We start from the raw sequence: 16,121 nt of genomic DNA, 5'->3' as shown, positions 1-16,121 counted from the left end.
TTGATTCTGAAATTTGCGCGTCACGCACGCTAAAAAGGGGTAATCCTCTAATTGGTAAACCTTCTAGCGAAACCTGTACGGGGGTCATGGCGTCTAATTAAGATAGGAGGTGCCATAAGCGCATGATCATTCCTGACCATGAAATCATTGAAGAAGCCAACTACCTGGTGCAGGAGCATTACGGGGAAAGAAACCCGCTGAGCGTCACCATCGGCATTCTGGAGAACGGGGACCATTTTTACACCGGCTGGGGACAACCTCCGGGCTTCGATTACGCATCAGCCATCTATGAAATCGCATCCGTAACGAAAGTTTTTACGACCTCACTTCTGTGTATCCTGCAGCGTCAGGGCAAACTGCAGCTCAAGGATACCGTAGGCCAATACATACCTGAAATCGCCTCTAACGCCAAAGTCAGCGCCATCACGCTGGAACAGCTCGCCACGCATACCTCCGGACTCCCCCGGCTGCCGGCCGGTCTCAAGCAGACCGTCACCGACAAACTGAACCCGTACCAAAACTACACCGAGCAGCATCTGCTGCAGGACCTGCTGAAAACCAGACCTTCGTCGGGAGGAAGCTTCGAGTATTCCAATTTGGGCGTAGGCCTGCTTGGGGTTATCTTGAGCCGCTGCACCGGCCGGAGTCTGGAACAGCTTATGCGGGAAGAGATCTGCGGTCCGTTATTTATGGAGGACACGCTATTTGAACTAAACGATGAGCAGCAGTCCCGTCTCCTCCCGGTGTATACGGCCAACGGCAAGCCGGTTCCCCATTGGGATCTGGGCGTTCTCGCCGGCGCGGGAGGCTTGCGTTCCACGGCGCACGATCTGCTCCAATTTGCAAAAGCGAACGTCGGCATGGGCTCCGCCCCAATCACGGCCGCGCTTCGCGACGGGCAGAAGCCCCGCCACCGGGTGCGCCGCGGCGAGGATGTCAGCCTCGGATGGATGGTCAAAACCGGCATCTACCACGACCGGATTCACTGGCATAACGGCGGTACGTACGGCTCAAGCAGCTTCCTGGGCTTTCACATGGAAAAAAACACGGCGGTCGTCGTACTGTCCAACAACGGCAGCTTTGCGATGAAAATGCTGTCCATGATGAGGCCGCAGAAACGGCATGTGGACGAGATCGGTTTCCAGCTGTTCAAGCAGCTGACCAAAACGGTCTATTAACCGGTCTAACCGCATCCTCATGTAAAAAATCCTTAATAAAATATACAGCCAAAAAGGCTGCCTCCCGGATTGCTCGCAAGCCCGGTTGTAGGCAGCCTTTCTTCTGCTAACAGCCTTTATTCAATTTCAGGCGACTAGTGTTTACGCCTTTTTATCCGTCGGCACCTGGCAGGAGCCGTCCGTGCAGGAGAGGTCATCCCCGTCAGCACTGTTCCCCAGCAGCGTCAGCGGATGCTCCTCTTTCCAGATATTGTCCAGCGCTTCGGCAAACACCTGAGTCGGCTGAGCGCCGGAAATGCCGTATTTCTGGTTTATGACGAAGAACGGCACGCCGTTGATGCCGAGTCGTCCCGCATCCCCCTCGTCCTTGCGGACATCGTTCGTGTAAGCATCGCTCTCCAGCATGGAGGCTGCCGCAGAGGCGTCCAGCCCGATTTCGCTGGCCAAGCGCGCCAATACCGCACGGTCTCCCAAATGTTCCGAATCGGTGAAGTACGCCTTGAACAGCCGTTCCGTCATCTCATACTTCTTGCCGAACTCCCCGGCCCACTGCGTCAGACGATGCGCGTCAAACGTATTGGTCGGGACCAGCGTATCGAAATTGTACGTGAGCCCCACCGTCTTGGCCTGCTCGGTCATGTTGTCGTTGGCCGCCTTGGCCTGCTCCCAGCTCATGCCGTACTTGGAGGCCAGGATGCTGTGAATGTCCTTGTCGTTGTCTTTCGGCGCGCCTGGGTCCAGCTCGAAACTGCGGAACACAACCTCGACGTCATCCTTGTGCGCGAACGGCTCGAGGGCAGCCTCGAAACGGCGCTTGCCGATATAGCAGAACGGACAGGCAAAGTCCGACCATACTTCGATTTTCATATGCAAACCTCTCCTTTTCGGGTGATGTTCTTTGATTGGTAAACTGATACTTTTTCCATCACAGTAAGAGTCAAAAGAAAAGCAGTCACTCGGATAAACCAGCTGTAACTGCATCAGGTACATTATATCGCGATTACCGGGAGCGCGCAACCTGCCTGCGCCGATCTCCCGTATATCCAGCCGGGTTAACTTCTCGTGTTAACCCGTCGTCGGCACCGTTGCCGGCACGGCCTCCGGTCCGTCCTGCGGTTCGATCAGCGCATGCTTCTCCCACGCCCGGCTCCGCCAGCGGAAATACATGATGACGGCACGGGCCCATTCGTCCGCGGCAATGGCGAGCCACACGCCGGCAAGGCCCATGTGAAGCTTGAATATGAGGAAGTATCCCAGCGGCAGAGACATGCATACCATAGACAACAGCCCCATGTAGACCGGGAACTTGGCGTCTCCCGAAGCGCGCAGCGAGTTGATGATGACGATGTTGACGGTGCGGCCGGTCTCCAGCACGATACTGAGCAGGATGACCTGCGCCCCCATTTTGATAATGAGTGCATCGTCCGTAAACAAGCCCATCAGCGGAACGCGGAACAGGATAATGATCAAGTCGATGACGATTGTCGCGGCCAGCGCCCACTTCACGCTCTGGAACACCTGGGTGTAGGCGTCCTGGTTGCGTCGTTCACCGACGTAATGGCCGACCATAATGGCCGTGCCCATGCCGATCGCCATGCTGAACAAATAGATGTACATCGAGATGTTCACGGCATACTGCCGGGTGGCCATCGCCTCTGCCCCAAGGTAGGTGACATACAGCGTGAAGGTCAGCTGGCACATTTGGTATACGATGCTTTCCAGAGCCGACGGAATGCCGACATTCAAAATTTTAAGCACAAATTTCTTCGACAGACGGATGTAATAACGCCATTCCACGTGCACTTCCATGACCCGGTACAGCAGCCAGAAGAAGATCAGCAGGCAGACCAGGCGGCTGAATACCGTCGAGATCGCCGCCCCCTGTACGCCCAGCGCCGGCAGGCCGAAATGCCCGAAGATCAGAGCGTAGTTCCCTGCCACGTGAATGATGTTCATCAGAAGCGACACGACCATCGTTTCTTTGGTGAATCCGTGGGTCCGGATCGTTGCGGCAAGGGCGTTAATGAGCGCCTGTAGGAAAATGCCGCCTCCGACGATCTGGATGTAGGACTGGGCATACCCGTAAATTTCCCCGGTGACGTTAAGCAGGCGCAGCATCATTCCGCCGAAGGCGAGAAAAATAACGCTTAGGAGCACCCCTACGGCCAGGTTCAGCGTGATTGCATTTCCGGTCACCTGCGCCGCGTCGCTAAGCTTCTTGGAGCCCAGGTACTGAGCCACCACGATCGCCGCCCCGCTGCCGATCACCTCCAGCACGAGGATGGCGATGGAAATAATTTGGTTGGCGGCGCCGACGCCGGAGACGGCATTGTCGGAAACCGAACTGAGCATCAATGTATCGACACTGCCCATCAGCATGAACAGGAACAATTCGAGAAATATAGGCCAGGTGAGGCGGACAAGACTGAGCCGTTTTTCTGACCGTGCAGAAGGCTCTTGAACAGTTGCGGTCATGAGTCAGAATTCACCTTTCTTTCAAACGTATTCTTTGAAACAAAGGTATGTTAGCACAGTTTTCATGAAAATACATGACATTTAACAGAAAAATACTGAAAATTTAATATTCTTTTTTTGGTAAGCCTTTACTTCCCTAAAAATGACCATTATTCGTACCGGGACAGCAGCTCAGCGAGTTTTTCGCGGATCAGACCGACCAGTGCCTGAGGCTCTTTCACAGTCGCATTCGTTCCCAAGCCGATAAAAAATTGGGCGTAAAACGAAAGGTCATGCTCCGGAATCATCCCGTCCACCCAGCCGGTCCCATCCTCGCGGATATGCAGCTTGGACTCCAGCCATAATTCTCCCTCGCACCGTTCCACGCCTTCCGGGGTCAGCTCCACATAGCAGCGAAGCTCCGCCGAGTCCTCCCCGTGGAATGACTTCCGATTCCCAAGATGCACATGGCTGAGGTCGGCCGCTTCAAGGCTGGTTGTATCCTCGGCGGCATCCGTAATCCGGTCGCAGCGGAACAGGCGGAAGTCCTTCCGCTGGAAGCAGTACGCCGGGCAGTACCACAGTCCCTGGCTGGCATAGATGCCGATCGGCTGGATCTGCCGAATCGAGCTGCTGCCGCGGGATTCGTAAACGATCCGCAGCACCTTCTGGTTCACGGCCCCGTCCAGCAGTACGGACAAATGGGGCGCACCCGCCCGCCGGGACGGGGTAATAAAGTCGACCCGGTTCTTCATCCGGTCGATCCGGTCGCGCACATCCCCGGGCATGTAGTGGTAGAATTTCTGGAGCGCGGACGAGCTCTCCGTCTCAAACGGGATATGGACATAATGCCGGAGACCGTGCACGGCGAAAAAAATCGCCACCGCCTCTTCCTCCGTAAAGGCAATCGGGGGCAGGATCCGTTCCTTCAGTACTTGGTAGCCGCCATGCGGCCCCACTTCCGAATATAAAGGGACGCCGAGCTCGCTCAGTTCCTGCAGGTCCCTTAGGATCGTCCGGGTGGACACCCCGAATTCGTCGGCCAGCTCCTTGACTTTGAAGCGGCGCATCCGGTTAATCGTCATCATCAGGTCGAGCAGTCTTTTGGATTTGGACATGTCGGCACTCCCGTTACTGGATTTGGCGGTATACACCATCGAAAACAAATATGGTCGGTGACAAACCTTGTCATTATTATAAACGAACTATAGGAATCGGCCCAAAACATCGGCACAGCCCTGATTCCTCGCAGCCCGCCCAAGGCTGCCCATTTTTCTGTTATATTAGTGTTATATTTCATAACATCTCACTGTGCAACAGCGGAGGACAGTGGTATTAGGCAGCTAATAAAGTGAGACATGTCTTTTTTCAATCCGAAAGTCACGTCGCTAACCGGCATAAACCCGATTTTCCGCTTGAAATCATGAAGATTCCCTTTCCGAATGTAACCTTTTATAACAGGTAACGCTTACAAGTCTGAAATTTAGTATTGATTATTTGCAGACCATCCACTATGATAATGGCAAAAGGCAGGAGATAAAAGTTAAAGCACTTTAACTTTTGGGATTATAACCCGCTATAATTTATAAAAATTTAGGGTTTAATTTGTCCCTTAAGTTAAAGCGTTTAAACTTTTATAAACTTTGTGAGAAAGGTTGATGCTCCCGTGACCCATCGCGAAAGCAGGCGACAGACGCTGTACATGTATCTGTTTATTTCCCCCTGGCTCATCGGCTTTCTGGTTTTTGCCCTGTATCCCATCTTGTCCTCGCTTTATTACAGCTTCACGGATTACGACATCATTCACCCGCCCCAATTTATCGGCCTGGCCAATTATGCGGAGATGTTCGGCAATGATCTGTTCTGGAAATCCGTCACCGTGACGCTGAGGTATACGCTTATCAGCGTGCCGATCCAGCTGCTGCTGGCCCTTGGATTCGCCCTGCTGCTGAACCAGAAGATCCCGCTGCGCGGATTTTTCCGGACCGCGATGTATTTCCCGAGCATGGTATCCGGCGTGGCAATGTCGCTGCTCTGGTACTGGATTTTCAACCCGCAGATCGGACTGTTCAACTACATGCTCTCCTGGTTCGGCATCAAAGGTCCGGCCTGGCTCATGAACCCGGACACGGCTCTATACGCCTTGATGATTATGTCCTTCTGGACGGCGGGCTCGGGCATGATTCTCTTTCTGGCGGGACTGCAGGGCGTTCCGGCGAGCCTCGTGGAAGCCGCCAAGCTGGACGGGGCGGGACGCTTCAAAGTTTTTCTCCATGTCACCCTGCCGATGATCTCGCCTGTACTGCTGTTCCAGCTGATTATGGGCATGATCGATTCCTTCCAGGTGTTTACCCAGGCTTTTGTCATGACCCAGGGCGGCCCGAACTACTCCACCTGGTTCTATGTCTACAACCTGTACACCAGCGCCTTTAAAGAGTATCGCGCCGGTTATTCCTCCGCCTTGGCCTGGGTGCTGCTCGTCGTCGTCATGCTTTTTACCGCGCTCGTGATGAAGCTGTCGAACCGATACGTTCACTACGAAGGAGGCAAACGCTAGATGAGTACCCTTCCGGCCGCCGGCCCGCACTCGGACAACGCCGTCCCCAAGCGGCGGCGCAGCACTGACCCCGTAGGCATTGTCAGCTTTATCGCGCTGGTCGTTACCACCTTTCTGATGCTGCTGCCCCTGTTCTTCATGGTATCGACGTCGCTGAAGTCGAAGAAGGAAATGCTGAAGTTTCCGCCGACCTTCCTGCCGGAAAGCTGGCAGTGGAGCAATTACAAGGAGATTTTCGATACCCTCTCCTTCGGCACGATGTACATGAACAGCCTGATTATCGGCGTTCTTACCGTGATCGGAACGCTGCTCTCATCGGCGCTCGCGGCCTACGGCTTTGCCAGATACCGCGGCAAGGGGAGCAACGCGTGGTTCCTGCTCATGCTGAGCACGATGATGCTGCCCTACCCGGCCATCATGATTCCCCAGTTCATCCTTTTCTCGAAGCTGAACTGGATCGACACGTTCCTGCCGCTGATCGTCCCGGCGTTCTTCGGCTCAGCGTACAACATCTTCCTGCTGCGCCAATTCTTCTCGACGCTCCCTGAAGAGCTGTTCGACGCCGGGCGCATCGATGGCTGCAGCGAGTTTCGCATGTGGCGCCAAATCGCCCTCCCGCTTTCGGGACCGGCGCTCGCCACCGTAGCGATCTTCGCTTTCATCTACAGCTGGAACGATCTGCTGACGCCGGTGCTGTACCTGAGCTCCACCGAGAAATTCACGCTGCCGGTCGGTATGGCATCCCTGACGTCATCCCGCTTCCGGATTCCGCCGTGGCACCTGCTGATGGTCGCCTCCGTGCTGGCCATGCTGCCGATCGTGACGCTGTTCGCCATAGCCCAGAAGCGGTTCGTGGAGGGCATCGTGCTTACAGGGATCAAGTAATGGCATCACGGATCTATTGGAAGACCCGTCGTCCCGGCGGTTATCCTCAAGTGCCACCCGGGACGCCGTCGATGCCAGCATGCTCCAAGCCCTTCCCCACAGGACTAGCAAGCCGGCTTTTACTTCAACAAGTTCAGACAGCAGCAGCACCCATTACATGAAGGCAATGGAGGTATCGGTTCATGAACAAAAACAGAAAAAGATCAGGTTTTACCCTTCTTCTGATGACGCTAATGCTGGTGGCCGCCGCGCTGTCCGGCTGTAGCGGCGGCAAATCGGCGGGCGATGTGGTTTCCGGAGGCGAGAGCTCCGCAGGGGGCGATAAAGGCGGCACAGTGACGATTACCCACTACACGATCGACTCGGAGGACCGCACGTTCGTCGAGCAACTGATTCCCGACTTTGAAGCAAAGCACCCGAATATTAAGGTCAAGGTCGAAAAAGCGCCTTACGAGCAGTTTGACAGCAAGCTGCAGACGCTGATCGCCGGCGGCAAGTCCCCGGACGTCACCAGCCATTACGGCTACGGCGGCTTTGCCGAATATTACAACAAGGATATGCTGCTGGATCTGACGGACATCATCCAGGAGGACGGATTCAAGGCCGGGGATTACGGCATTCCGGACAACCTGATGAGCATCTACAAGGTAAAGGACCGTACTTACGGCATTCCGGTCAATATGTATGTCACGCTGATGCTCTACAACAAGGATATGTTCGACGCGGCGAAGGTGCCTTATCCGCCGAGCGATTATGAGGACAAGAGCTGGACGTTCGACAAAATGGTCGAAGACGCCAAGAAGCTGACCGTTATTTCGGACGACATCGCCAAAACCCAGTACGGCGTGGACTTTACCTGGGCTGAGCGCGATAACCGCCCTCTCTACTTCGGCGCCGAGCCATATTCGGAAGACACCTGGACCAACGGCGGTGTTCCATCCGCTACCCATTTCGATTCGCCTGAAGTGATGGCGGCGTATAACAAGCTGTTCGGTTTGATTTTCAAAGAGAAGGTCTCCCCGACGACTGAGTGGAGCAAGAGCGTCGCCGGTCAGAACGGCGATCCCTTCGTCGCCGGCAAAATCGGCATGTCCGTCGGCGGTTCGTGGAACCTGGCCGGAGCCAACGATTTTCCGTTCAAAGTGGGCGTGGCGGCTGTTCCTTGGGGCGGCAACGACAAGGTGCGCAGCACGCTGTACGTCGATCCGCTCATGGTCCTGAAAGGTTCCAAGCATCCGAAGGAAGCTTTTGAATGGATCAAGTATCTGGTCACCGCCGATGTGCAGGAAAAATCCATCGAGCTCAGCGGAGGCAATCCGCCGGTCAACACGCAGGCAGCTGAGGCTTATTACCAACATTTTGAGGGCGTCGACCCGCAGGATATTAAGAACGTATACGAAGGCGCCATTAAATACGGCTTTGAGTCCTATAACCACCTGATCACGAACTACTCGCAAATCAACGACATGTTCATTAACGAGATGCAGCCGATCGAAAGCGGACACAAGACGGTGGAAGAAGTCATGCCGACGATTCAGAAGAAGCTGCAGGAGATCATCAAGCGGTAAACGGAAAGTTTGTGGAACATGAATAGAGAAATTTCCCCTTCCATCGTAAAAATGTCCTCCTCGGTGGAACGGGCCATAATTTTATAATGTAGATATTCGATTCAATTCGTTATACCTTTTTACGGCGTATCGGCGATCGGATGCCGTCCTCTGCGGGGCGGTATCCGGTTTATGCCATCCCATGCTTCGCGGACAGACTTCCGTCCATGTATACTAGGGATAAGTTTATAGGTTCGGAAAAATCTGCCCAAGGAGAAATGAGAGATGAAAGTAAGTATTTTTGACGTTGCCAAAAAATCAGGACTGTCCGTCGTAACGGTATCCCGTGTGTTGAACGGGGCCGAAACCGTCCGGGAAAAAAACCGGCAGAAAGTGCTCGATGCGATCAAAGAGCTGGGATACCACCCAAACGCCGCCGCCCGGAGCCTTGCCCGCGGGAAAACCGGCATCATCGGCCTGATTGTAACGACCCTGCAGGATTCCTTCTTCGATGCCGTCGTCAAAGAGCTGAACGAAGTGTTAGCGCTTCACGGCTACTACCTGGCCATTTCGGTATCGACGGGCATCGGTTCGGACGAGAGCCATTACCTGATTCAGGAGGACCGGGTGGACGGGCTCATTCTGCTCTCCCCCATGGAAGAAGACAACTATATCGTGGAATTAAAAAAACGCGGCATTCCATACGTACTGATCGACAATCAGAAGCCGGAAAACGACAATTTCTCGGTGACGATCGACAACTTCAAGGGCGGCTATGCGGCAGCAAATCATCTGCTCGATAACGGATATACGTCCATCGCCCATTTGTGCGGACAGGAGATGTTCCGAAGTACCCGGGAGAGACGCGACGGATTTATGCAGGCGCTGTCAGAGCGGGGGCTTGCCCCCTTTGAAATCGTAAACGGAGACTTTGAAATCGGGTTCGGCTATGAAACGGCCGTACGGTGGCTGAAGGAAGGGCAGCTTCCGCAAGCGGTCTTCGCCGGCGACGACAATATCGCCCTCGGTGTGGTGAACGCGCTGATGGAAGCGGGCGTTCAGGTGCCCGGCCAGGTAGCCGTCGTTGGCTATGACGACCAGACAATATCCTCCCAGCTTCATCCGTATCTGACGACGGTACGCCAGCCGGCAGACCGGATCGGCATCGCCGCAGCCGACATGCTGCTGAAGCGGATCGACGGTACGATGAAGCGCGGAGCCAACTTGAAAATCGATCCGGAGCTCATCGTCCGGGAGTCGTCCGTTCCTGGGCGTCGAGCCTGACTTTAATTACCCGGCTCCGGATCATCATGTAATGCAAAAGCATGAATTGATCATATAGGAGTGACGACTATTGGCTTATTATTTGGGAATCGACGGGGGAGGCACCAAAACCTATGCCCTGCTCACCGACGAGCAGGGGCAAGTGCTCGGCAAAGGCCAGAGCGGCAACGGGAATCACCAGATTGACGCCGCCGTGGCTGCCGAGAGCATCCGGAGCGCCGCCTTCGGCGCCATCGCCGACGCCGGGCTGCAGCTTGCGGACATCCGCCACACCTTCTTCGGCCTGGCGGGAGCCGACCGTGAGCCGGATTACCGGATCCTGCATCCCATGATCCGAAATATGGGCTTCACGGATTATTCGGTCGACTGTGATACCGTCATCGGCCTCCGGGCCGGGACGAAGCGGCCGTACGGGGTCGCCCTCATCTGCGGCACGGGCACCAATGCTGCCGGCCGGAATCCGCAAGGCGAGCATGTGCAGTGCGGCGGCTTCGATTATATGTACGGCGATTTTGGCGGAGGCGGAGCCTTGAACATCGAGGTGTTCCGCTCCGTCATCCGCGCCTGGGACGGACGCGAGCAGCCGACGCAGCTGACGGAGCTGCTGTTGTCCCTGCTGGGCTACGATACCGTCGGCGAGATGTTCGACGATTTCTACGACAACCAGCGCAGCGTGCCCGTAGACGCCGCACGCCTGCTGTTTGCAGCTGCTGCCGGCCAGGATGCGGTGGCGCTGGAAATTTTGAACCGCCAGGGCGTAGAGCTCGGCAAATCGGCCGCTGCCGTCATTCGCAGGCTCGGTATGGAGAACGAGGCCTTTGATGTGGTGCTTGCCGGCAGCCTGCTGACGCGGGGTGACCGCGGATGGATCCGCGGCCCGATTGAGCAGGCCGTTCGAGCCGTTGCACCAGCGGCCTCGGTCGTGACGCTCGCGACGGAGCCGGTCGTCGGCGCCGTGTGGGCGGCCATGGAAGCGGACGGTCTAACGATTCCGGAACTGGTCTATGAGCAGATGCGGCTGTTTCGCAATTTTGAACATATTCACCAAACTACCCGATAGGAGTGAAGGAACATGACTTCAAAACAGGGGTTGAAAATAGCAGTAATCGGCGGGGGCTCCTCGTATACGCCAGAGCTGGTCGAAGGGTTTATCCTGCATCACCGTGAGCTTCCGGTCCATGAGCTGTGGCTCGTCGATATCGAGCCAGGTCTCCGGAAGCTGAACATCGTCGGCAGCCTAGCGAAGCGGATGGTTGAGAAATCCGGGCTGCCGATTGAGGTGCATCTGACCACCGACCGCCGCAAAGCGATCGAAGGCGCCGACTTCGTCAGCACCCAAATGCGCGTAGGCATGCTGGATGCCCGGGGACGCGACGAATCAATTCCGCTCAAGTACGGGGTCATCGGTCAGGAAACGACCGGTCCCGGCGGCATGATGAAGGCGCTGCGCACGATCCCGGTCCTGCTCGATATTTGCCGGGATATGGAGGAGCTGGCGCCAAACGCCTGGCTGCTTAACTTTACCAACCCGGCCGGCATGGTCACCGAAGCCATCCTGAAGTATTCCAATGTCCGCAGCATCGGGTTATGCAACGCGCCCATCGGCCTGATCAAGCAAACTTCCGCCAAATACCAGGTCGCTCCTGACCGGGTCTACGCTGAGTTTGTGGGTCTGAATCATCTTCACTGGGTCACCCGCGTCGATGTCGAGGGCGAAGACAAACTCGATGAACTACTCGCCGATACCGCCGGCTACAGCGCTTCGAACGTGCCGGCCCGCGAATGGAATCCCGAGTTTCTGCAGTCGCTGCGTGCCCTGCCCTCCTATTATTTAAAATATTTTTACATGACGGACGCGATGCTGGAGGAGCAGCTTGAGTCCTTCCATCAGGGCATCAACCGCGCCGAGGTCGTGAAGCGGGTCGAAGAGGAGCTGTTCGAGCTCTACAGCGACCCGGATCTGAAAGAGAAGCCGAAGCAGCTGGAGCAGCGCGGCGGCGCCTTTTACTCCGAAGCCGCCGTCAACCTGATGCGGTCGCTCTATAACGGCACCAATGACATCCAGACGCTGAACGTGGCCAACCGCGGGACGCTGCCGTTCCTGCCCGAGGACGCCAGCATTGAGATCAACTGCGTCGTAACGAGGAACGGGCCGCTCCCGCTGCCTGTGACGCGCATCCCGCGGATGGCCGTCGGCCTGATTCAGGCCGTCAAAACCTATGAGCAGCTCGCCATCGACGCCGCGGTCACCGGTGACCGCGGGCTGGCGATCCAAGCGCTGGCCCACCACCCGCTTGTGCCGTCGGTCGAAGTAGCCATCAAGATGCTGGATGAGATGCTGGAGGCCAACAAAGAATACTTGGCGCAGTTTTTCGGGAAAACACCGGCTCATCCCTGAAGCAGAGGGATGGTCTCAAGGGATGCGCGGATGATCTTGACGCCTGTCTGCGGAAGACCCCTTCTCCTTTTCCGTGAAAATAAATGCAGATTGGCAGTACTGCCGCTACAAAGCACACAAAAAACCTTGAACGGCACGTTCCCGTTCAAGGTTTTTTTCAGTCCGCGCCGCGCAGCGGCAAGCAGTGAAGGCGGCCCAGCGGCCCGCTGGGCCGCCTTCCGGCCGGGCCACCCACGGCGTCCCCGGCCTCACAGCCCTGCCGAGGCGTCCGCCGAGCCGGCTTGGCTGGCACGCGTGTGCCGGCGCACCAGCAGCACGTAGCACAGCACGGCGCCGACGTCCGCGCAGGCGATGACGATGCCCATCGGCAAGGCCGAGGTACTGCCTCCGATGCCCACGAGCGGGCTGACGATCCCGCCGAAGATGTAGGAGAGCAGCCCAAGCAGCGCCGAGGCGCTGCCTGCCGAGCGGCCGTAATCCTGCAGAGCCAGCGAGGAACCTGCGGTTCCGACGATGCCAACGCAGGATACGACCACGAACAGCGGCGGCAGGATCGCCGCAAGGCCTGCCCCGGCGGCGAGCAGGATCAGCAGCAGCACGCCGCCGATCGTCGCCAGGGTAATGCCGGTCACGAGCAGCTTCCTCTCGCTGACGCGTCCGGCCAAGCGGCCGGTGATCTGCCCCGCGATAATGATCCCGAGCCCGTTCGTGGCGAAGATCACGCTGAACATTTGCGGGGATACCCCGTAGATTTCCTGCAGCACGAACGGCGAACCTGAAATGTAGGCAAACATTGCGGCTGATATGAAGCCTGAGCTGAGCGCCAGGCCCATAAACTTGCCGTCGCGCAGCAGCTTGCCGAACGTCTTCACCGTGCCCAGCGTCCCGCCGCTGGAGCGGTTGCCGGGCGCCAGCGTCTCCGGCAGTCCGAGCATGACGGCCAGCAGCATGGCGACCCCGATGGCGGTCAGCACGATAAATACGCCGCGCCACGAAGTCACCTGAAGCAGCTGCCCGCCCAGGATCGGCGACAGAATCGGCGCCGCCCCATTCACCAGCATCAGCATGGAGAAAAACTTGGTCAGCTCGCTCCCGGAGTACATGTCCCGGACGATCGCCCTCGAAATGACAATGCCCGCTGAGCCGGCAATGCCCTGGATAAACCGGAGCAGAATCAGCAGCTCAATCGACGGGCTGAAGGCGCACAGCAGCGACGAAACCCCGTAAACCACCATCCCGATCATTAGCGGCGTGCGGCGTCCCCTCACATCGCTGATTGGCCCCGCCAGCAGCTGGCCTACCGCAAGCCCGATGAGGCAGGACGTCAAGCTGAGCTGGGTCAGCGAGGCCGTCGTGTGCATCGACTTGGCCATTTCCGGCAAAGACGGCAAATACATATCAAGTGAAAACGGACCGAAGGCCGACAGCGCCCCCAGCACAATAATCATCCAGACCCGGTTCGCACCCGGTCCGGAAGCAGCTGCGGCCGCAGAGCCGCCTGCCTTCGCATCCGTATGTGAACGTTTATTCATAAGTTCTATCTTGTTCCCCCTCTGTGTTCCCTGCTCCGATGCATGGCCTTTATAAAGTGAATTTTCTTCACCAGATAGATTGAACTAAAGTATAGCGTATCATATTTCCCCCGCAAAATGAGCGGCTTGCCTATATTTCCAAGAAACATCGCCCCCCTTCAACCGTTCCCCCAAACTGCTATCCCCATTTCCTTGGCGCTCGGTCACCCCGCCTTTTTGGCAGTTTACGTCTACAAAGAAAAACAGCCTGGCCAAAGAAATTTGGCCACGCTGCGGCGACTTGCTAACAAACACGTTTAACGACATACTTTTTAAGAAGACATACCGCGTTTAGCGGAAGTCTTTCTTGCGAGATAAGGATGTTTGCCTGGGAAGTTAATACTTTCTTATCTCCAAACATAAACACAACCCGTTAACCCTTGATCCCGGACAGCGTTACTCCCTCGATGATATACCGCTGGCCGATAATATACACAATCAGCACCGGAATCAGCGCAATCGAGGCGCCGGCCATCATGAGCGTCCAGTCCGTGGAATACATGCCGCGGTACAGGTTCAGCATCATCGGGACGGTGAATTTTTCGGGAGTGTTCAGGAAAATGAGCGGATAGAAGAAGCTGTTCCACATGCCGAGGAACGTGAAAATGCCGAGCGCCGACAAAGCCGGCTTCACCAGGGGCAGCATGATCCGCGCATAAATCGTCCAGCGGTTGGCGCCGTCCACGATGGCGGCCTCCTCCATCTCCTTCGGAATGCCTCTGAAAAACTGGCGCAGCAGAAACACGCCGAAGGCGTTAAACAGCGCGGCGGGCACAATGATTGACAAGTGCGAGTCCAGCCAGCCGATGCTTTTCATCATCAAATACAGGGGAATGATCGTGACTTGCCCCGGCACCATCATCGTCGCCAGAAACAGGACGAAGAGGGGCTCCCGGAAGGGAAAGCGGATCTTGGCAAACGCGTAAGCCGCCATCGAGCAGGTGAACAGCTGCGAAGCAACGACGATGATGTTGATATAGAAGCTGTTGAAATACGCCCTTCCGAAGGGCAAAGCCGTTAACGAGGTTTTGAAATTGGACCACACGAACGGATCGGGAATCCATTTGGGCGGCACGATAAAAACTTGGGACAGATCCTTGAGCGAGCTGAGCAGCATCCATACAAACGGCAGTGCCATAATGCACGCGCCGATCAGCAATATAATGTGAAGCAGGACGGTGGACAAACGTAGTCCTCTGGTCTGCATGCGTTCTCCTCCTTATCCGGTCGATTCTAGTCCTCGTAATGGACCCAGCGTTTGGACATTTTCATTTGGAACAGCGTCAGCGCCAAGATCATGATGAACAAAATGACTGCGGTCGCCGTGCTTTTTCCGAACGTAAAGTCCACGAACGCCGTATCGTAAATGTGAAACACGATCGTATAGCTCGCTTTCGCGGGCCCGCCGGAGGTCATGACGAACGACTGGTCGAACACCTGAAACGAACCGATGATCGTCATAATCGTCACGAAAAAGGTCGTCGGAGACAGCAGCGGAACGGTTATATTGACAAACTGCTGCCATTTGCTGGCGCCGTCAATCTGTGCCGCTTCGTAATAGCTGGCGGATATGCCCTGCAGCCCGGCCAGGAACAAGACCATATTCCCGCCAAGCCCCATCCAGACGCTGAGCATGGCGATCGACGGCATAACAAACCGCGTGTCGGTCAGCCAGCGGGGACCGTCGATCCCGAACCACTCCTTCAAATAAAGGTTGATCAACCCGAAATCGGCGTTAAACAGCCACATAAAGACGACGGCGACCGCCACGGACATCGTAATGTTCGGCATAAAATAAATGAGTCTGTAGATCAGCTTGCCTTTTACCCGGTTCAGGCCCACCGCGATGAGCATCGCCAGAATAATGCCTGTAGGCACGGTTAGCACCGTATAATACAGCGTGTTGACCACGGCGATCCGGAAATCCTCATCCTTGAACGTGTTGATGAAGTTATCCAGTCCGACAAACTGCTTCTCCCCCATCCCGTCCCATTTCATCATGCTGAGCACGAAAGCCGAAATCAGGGGAATTAAGGAGAACAGCAGCAGTCCGACCAATTGGGGAAAAATAAAGACATAGCCCCATATGCCATCCGATGTCTTGCTCGTCATAGCGGTCTTCCGTTTGTTGTCCGGCTGCAAGGCCGGCGCAGAAGCCGTTCGATCGGCCGTCTGATTCTGCATAAACATCCACCTTCCTCTTGCGAATTACGCCTTATGAAGCGCTGGCCGCCAGCCGCCGGCCGG

Annotated in this window: 13 protein-coding genes; 7 read left to right on the top strand and 6 right to left on the bottom strand. The window is 56.2% G+C overall.

Annotated elements, in window-relative coordinates; genetic code table 11:
* Nucleotides 1-122: 122 nt before the first annotated feature.
* Complete coding sequence (locus IAE55_RS13950; protein WP_145161726.1) at nt 123-1,178, top strand: serine hydrolase domain-containing protein; 1,056 nt, start codon at nt 123-125, stop codon at nt 1,176-1,178.
* 141 nt (nt 1,179-1,319) lie between these two features.
* Here the strand turns inward: IAE55_RS13950 and IAE55_RS13945 are convergent, their stop codons facing one another.
* The 3 genes from IAE55_RS13945 to IAE55_RS13935 all read right to left on the bottom strand — a co-directional run bounded on the left by IAE55_RS13945 (nt 1,320) and on the right by IAE55_RS13935 (nt 4,750).
* Nucleotides 1,320-2,045 carry a DsbA family oxidoreductase gene (locus IAE55_RS13945; RefSeq protein ID WP_145949199.1) on the bottom strand — a complete coding sequence of 242 codons (726 nt, stop codon included), beginning with the start codon at nt 2,043-2,045 and terminating at the stop codon, nt 1,320-1,322.
* A 198-nt stretch (nt 2,046-2,243) separates the two neighbouring features.
* A complete protein-coding gene (locus tag IAE55_RS13940) occupies nt 2,244-3,653 on the bottom strand; it encodes an MATE family efflux transporter (RefSeq protein WP_145949200.1) in 1,410 nt (469 codons plus the stop codon).
* 149 nt (nt 3,654-3,802) lie between these two features.
* A complete protein-coding gene (locus IAE55_RS13935; protein ID WP_145949201.1) occupies nt 3,803-4,750 on the bottom strand; it encodes a helix-turn-helix transcriptional regulator in 948 nt (315 codons plus the stop codon).
* Between the two features lie 548 nt (nt 4,751-5,298).
* Between IAE55_RS13935 and IAE55_RS13930 the strand changes: the two genes are divergently transcribed.
* From IAE55_RS13930 to IAE55_RS13905, 6 genes are all read left to right on the top strand, one after another.
* Nucleotides 5,299-6,189 (top strand): carbohydrate ABC transporter permease, encoded by an 891-nt coding sequence (locus tag IAE55_RS13930; RefSeq protein ID WP_240913327.1) that lies wholly within the window; start codon nt 5,299-5,301, stop codon nt 6,187-6,189.
* Nucleotides 6,190-7,074 carry a carbohydrate ABC transporter permease gene (locus IAE55_RS13925; RefSeq protein WP_200633021.1) on the top strand — a complete coding sequence of 295 codons (885 nt, stop codon included), beginning with the start codon at nt 6,190-6,192 and terminating at the stop codon, nt 7,072-7,074.
* 182 nt (nt 7,075-7,256) lie between these two features.
* A complete protein-coding gene (locus IAE55_RS13920; protein WP_200633019.1) occupies nt 7,257-8,642 on the top strand; it encodes an ABC transporter substrate-binding protein in 1,386 nt (461 codons plus the stop codon).
* Between the two features lie 264 nt (nt 8,643-8,906).
* Complete coding sequence (locus IAE55_RS13915; RefSeq protein WP_200633017.1) at nt 8,907-9,905, top strand: LacI family DNA-binding transcriptional regulator; 999 nt, start codon at nt 8,907-8,909, stop codon at nt 9,903-9,905.
* A gap of 70 nt (nt 9,906-9,975) precedes the next feature.
* Entirely contained in the window at nt 9,976-10,965 is a 990-nt protein-coding gene (locus IAE55_RS13910; RefSeq protein WP_200633015.1) for an N-acetylglucosamine kinase, read from the top strand.
* A 12-nt stretch (nt 10,966-10,977) separates the two neighbouring features.
* Nucleotides 10,978-12,303, top strand: coding sequence for a 6-phospho-beta-glucosidase (locus IAE55_RS13905; RefSeq protein ID WP_200633013.1), 1,326 nt, complete (start codon nt 10,978-10,980; stop codon nt 12,301-12,303).
* Between the two features lie 248 nt (nt 12,304-12,551).
* On the opposite strand, the gene IAE55_RS13900 is transcribed toward IAE55_RS13905, so the two are convergent.
* The 3 genes from IAE55_RS13900 to IAE55_RS13890 all read right to left on the bottom strand — a co-directional run bounded on the left by IAE55_RS13900 (nt 12,552) and on the right by IAE55_RS13890 (nt 15,986).
* On the bottom strand, nt 12,552-13,835 hold the full coding sequence (locus tag IAE55_RS13900; RefSeq protein ID WP_200633011.1) for a multidrug effflux MFS transporter: 1,284 nt from the start codon (nt 13,833-13,835) through the stop codon (nt 12,552-12,554).
* Nucleotides 13,836-14,247: 412 nt separating this feature from the next.
* Nucleotides 14,248-15,081 (bottom strand): carbohydrate ABC transporter permease, encoded by an 834-nt coding sequence (locus IAE55_RS13895; RefSeq protein ID WP_076173020.1) that lies wholly within the window; start codon nt 15,079-15,081, stop codon nt 14,248-14,250.
* A 26-nt stretch (nt 15,082-15,107) separates the two neighbouring features.
* Nucleotides 15,108-15,986, bottom strand: a complete 879-nt coding sequence (locus IAE55_RS13890) for a carbohydrate ABC transporter permease (protein ID WP_145162159.1) — start codon at nt 15,984-15,986, stop codon at nt 15,108-15,110.
* Nucleotides 15,987-16,121 lie beyond the last annotated feature (135 nt).

This window comes from Paenibacillus sp. S28 (genome assembly GCF_016624415.1).
In the GTDB taxonomy this organism is placed as follows: domain Bacteria; phylum Bacillota; class Bacilli; order Paenibacillales; family Paenibacillaceae; genus Paenibacillus_AQ; species Paenibacillus_AQ favisporus.
The sequence above is the reverse complement of the archived record's forward strand: the minus strand, read 5'-3'. Positions and strand labels throughout refer to the sequence as shown.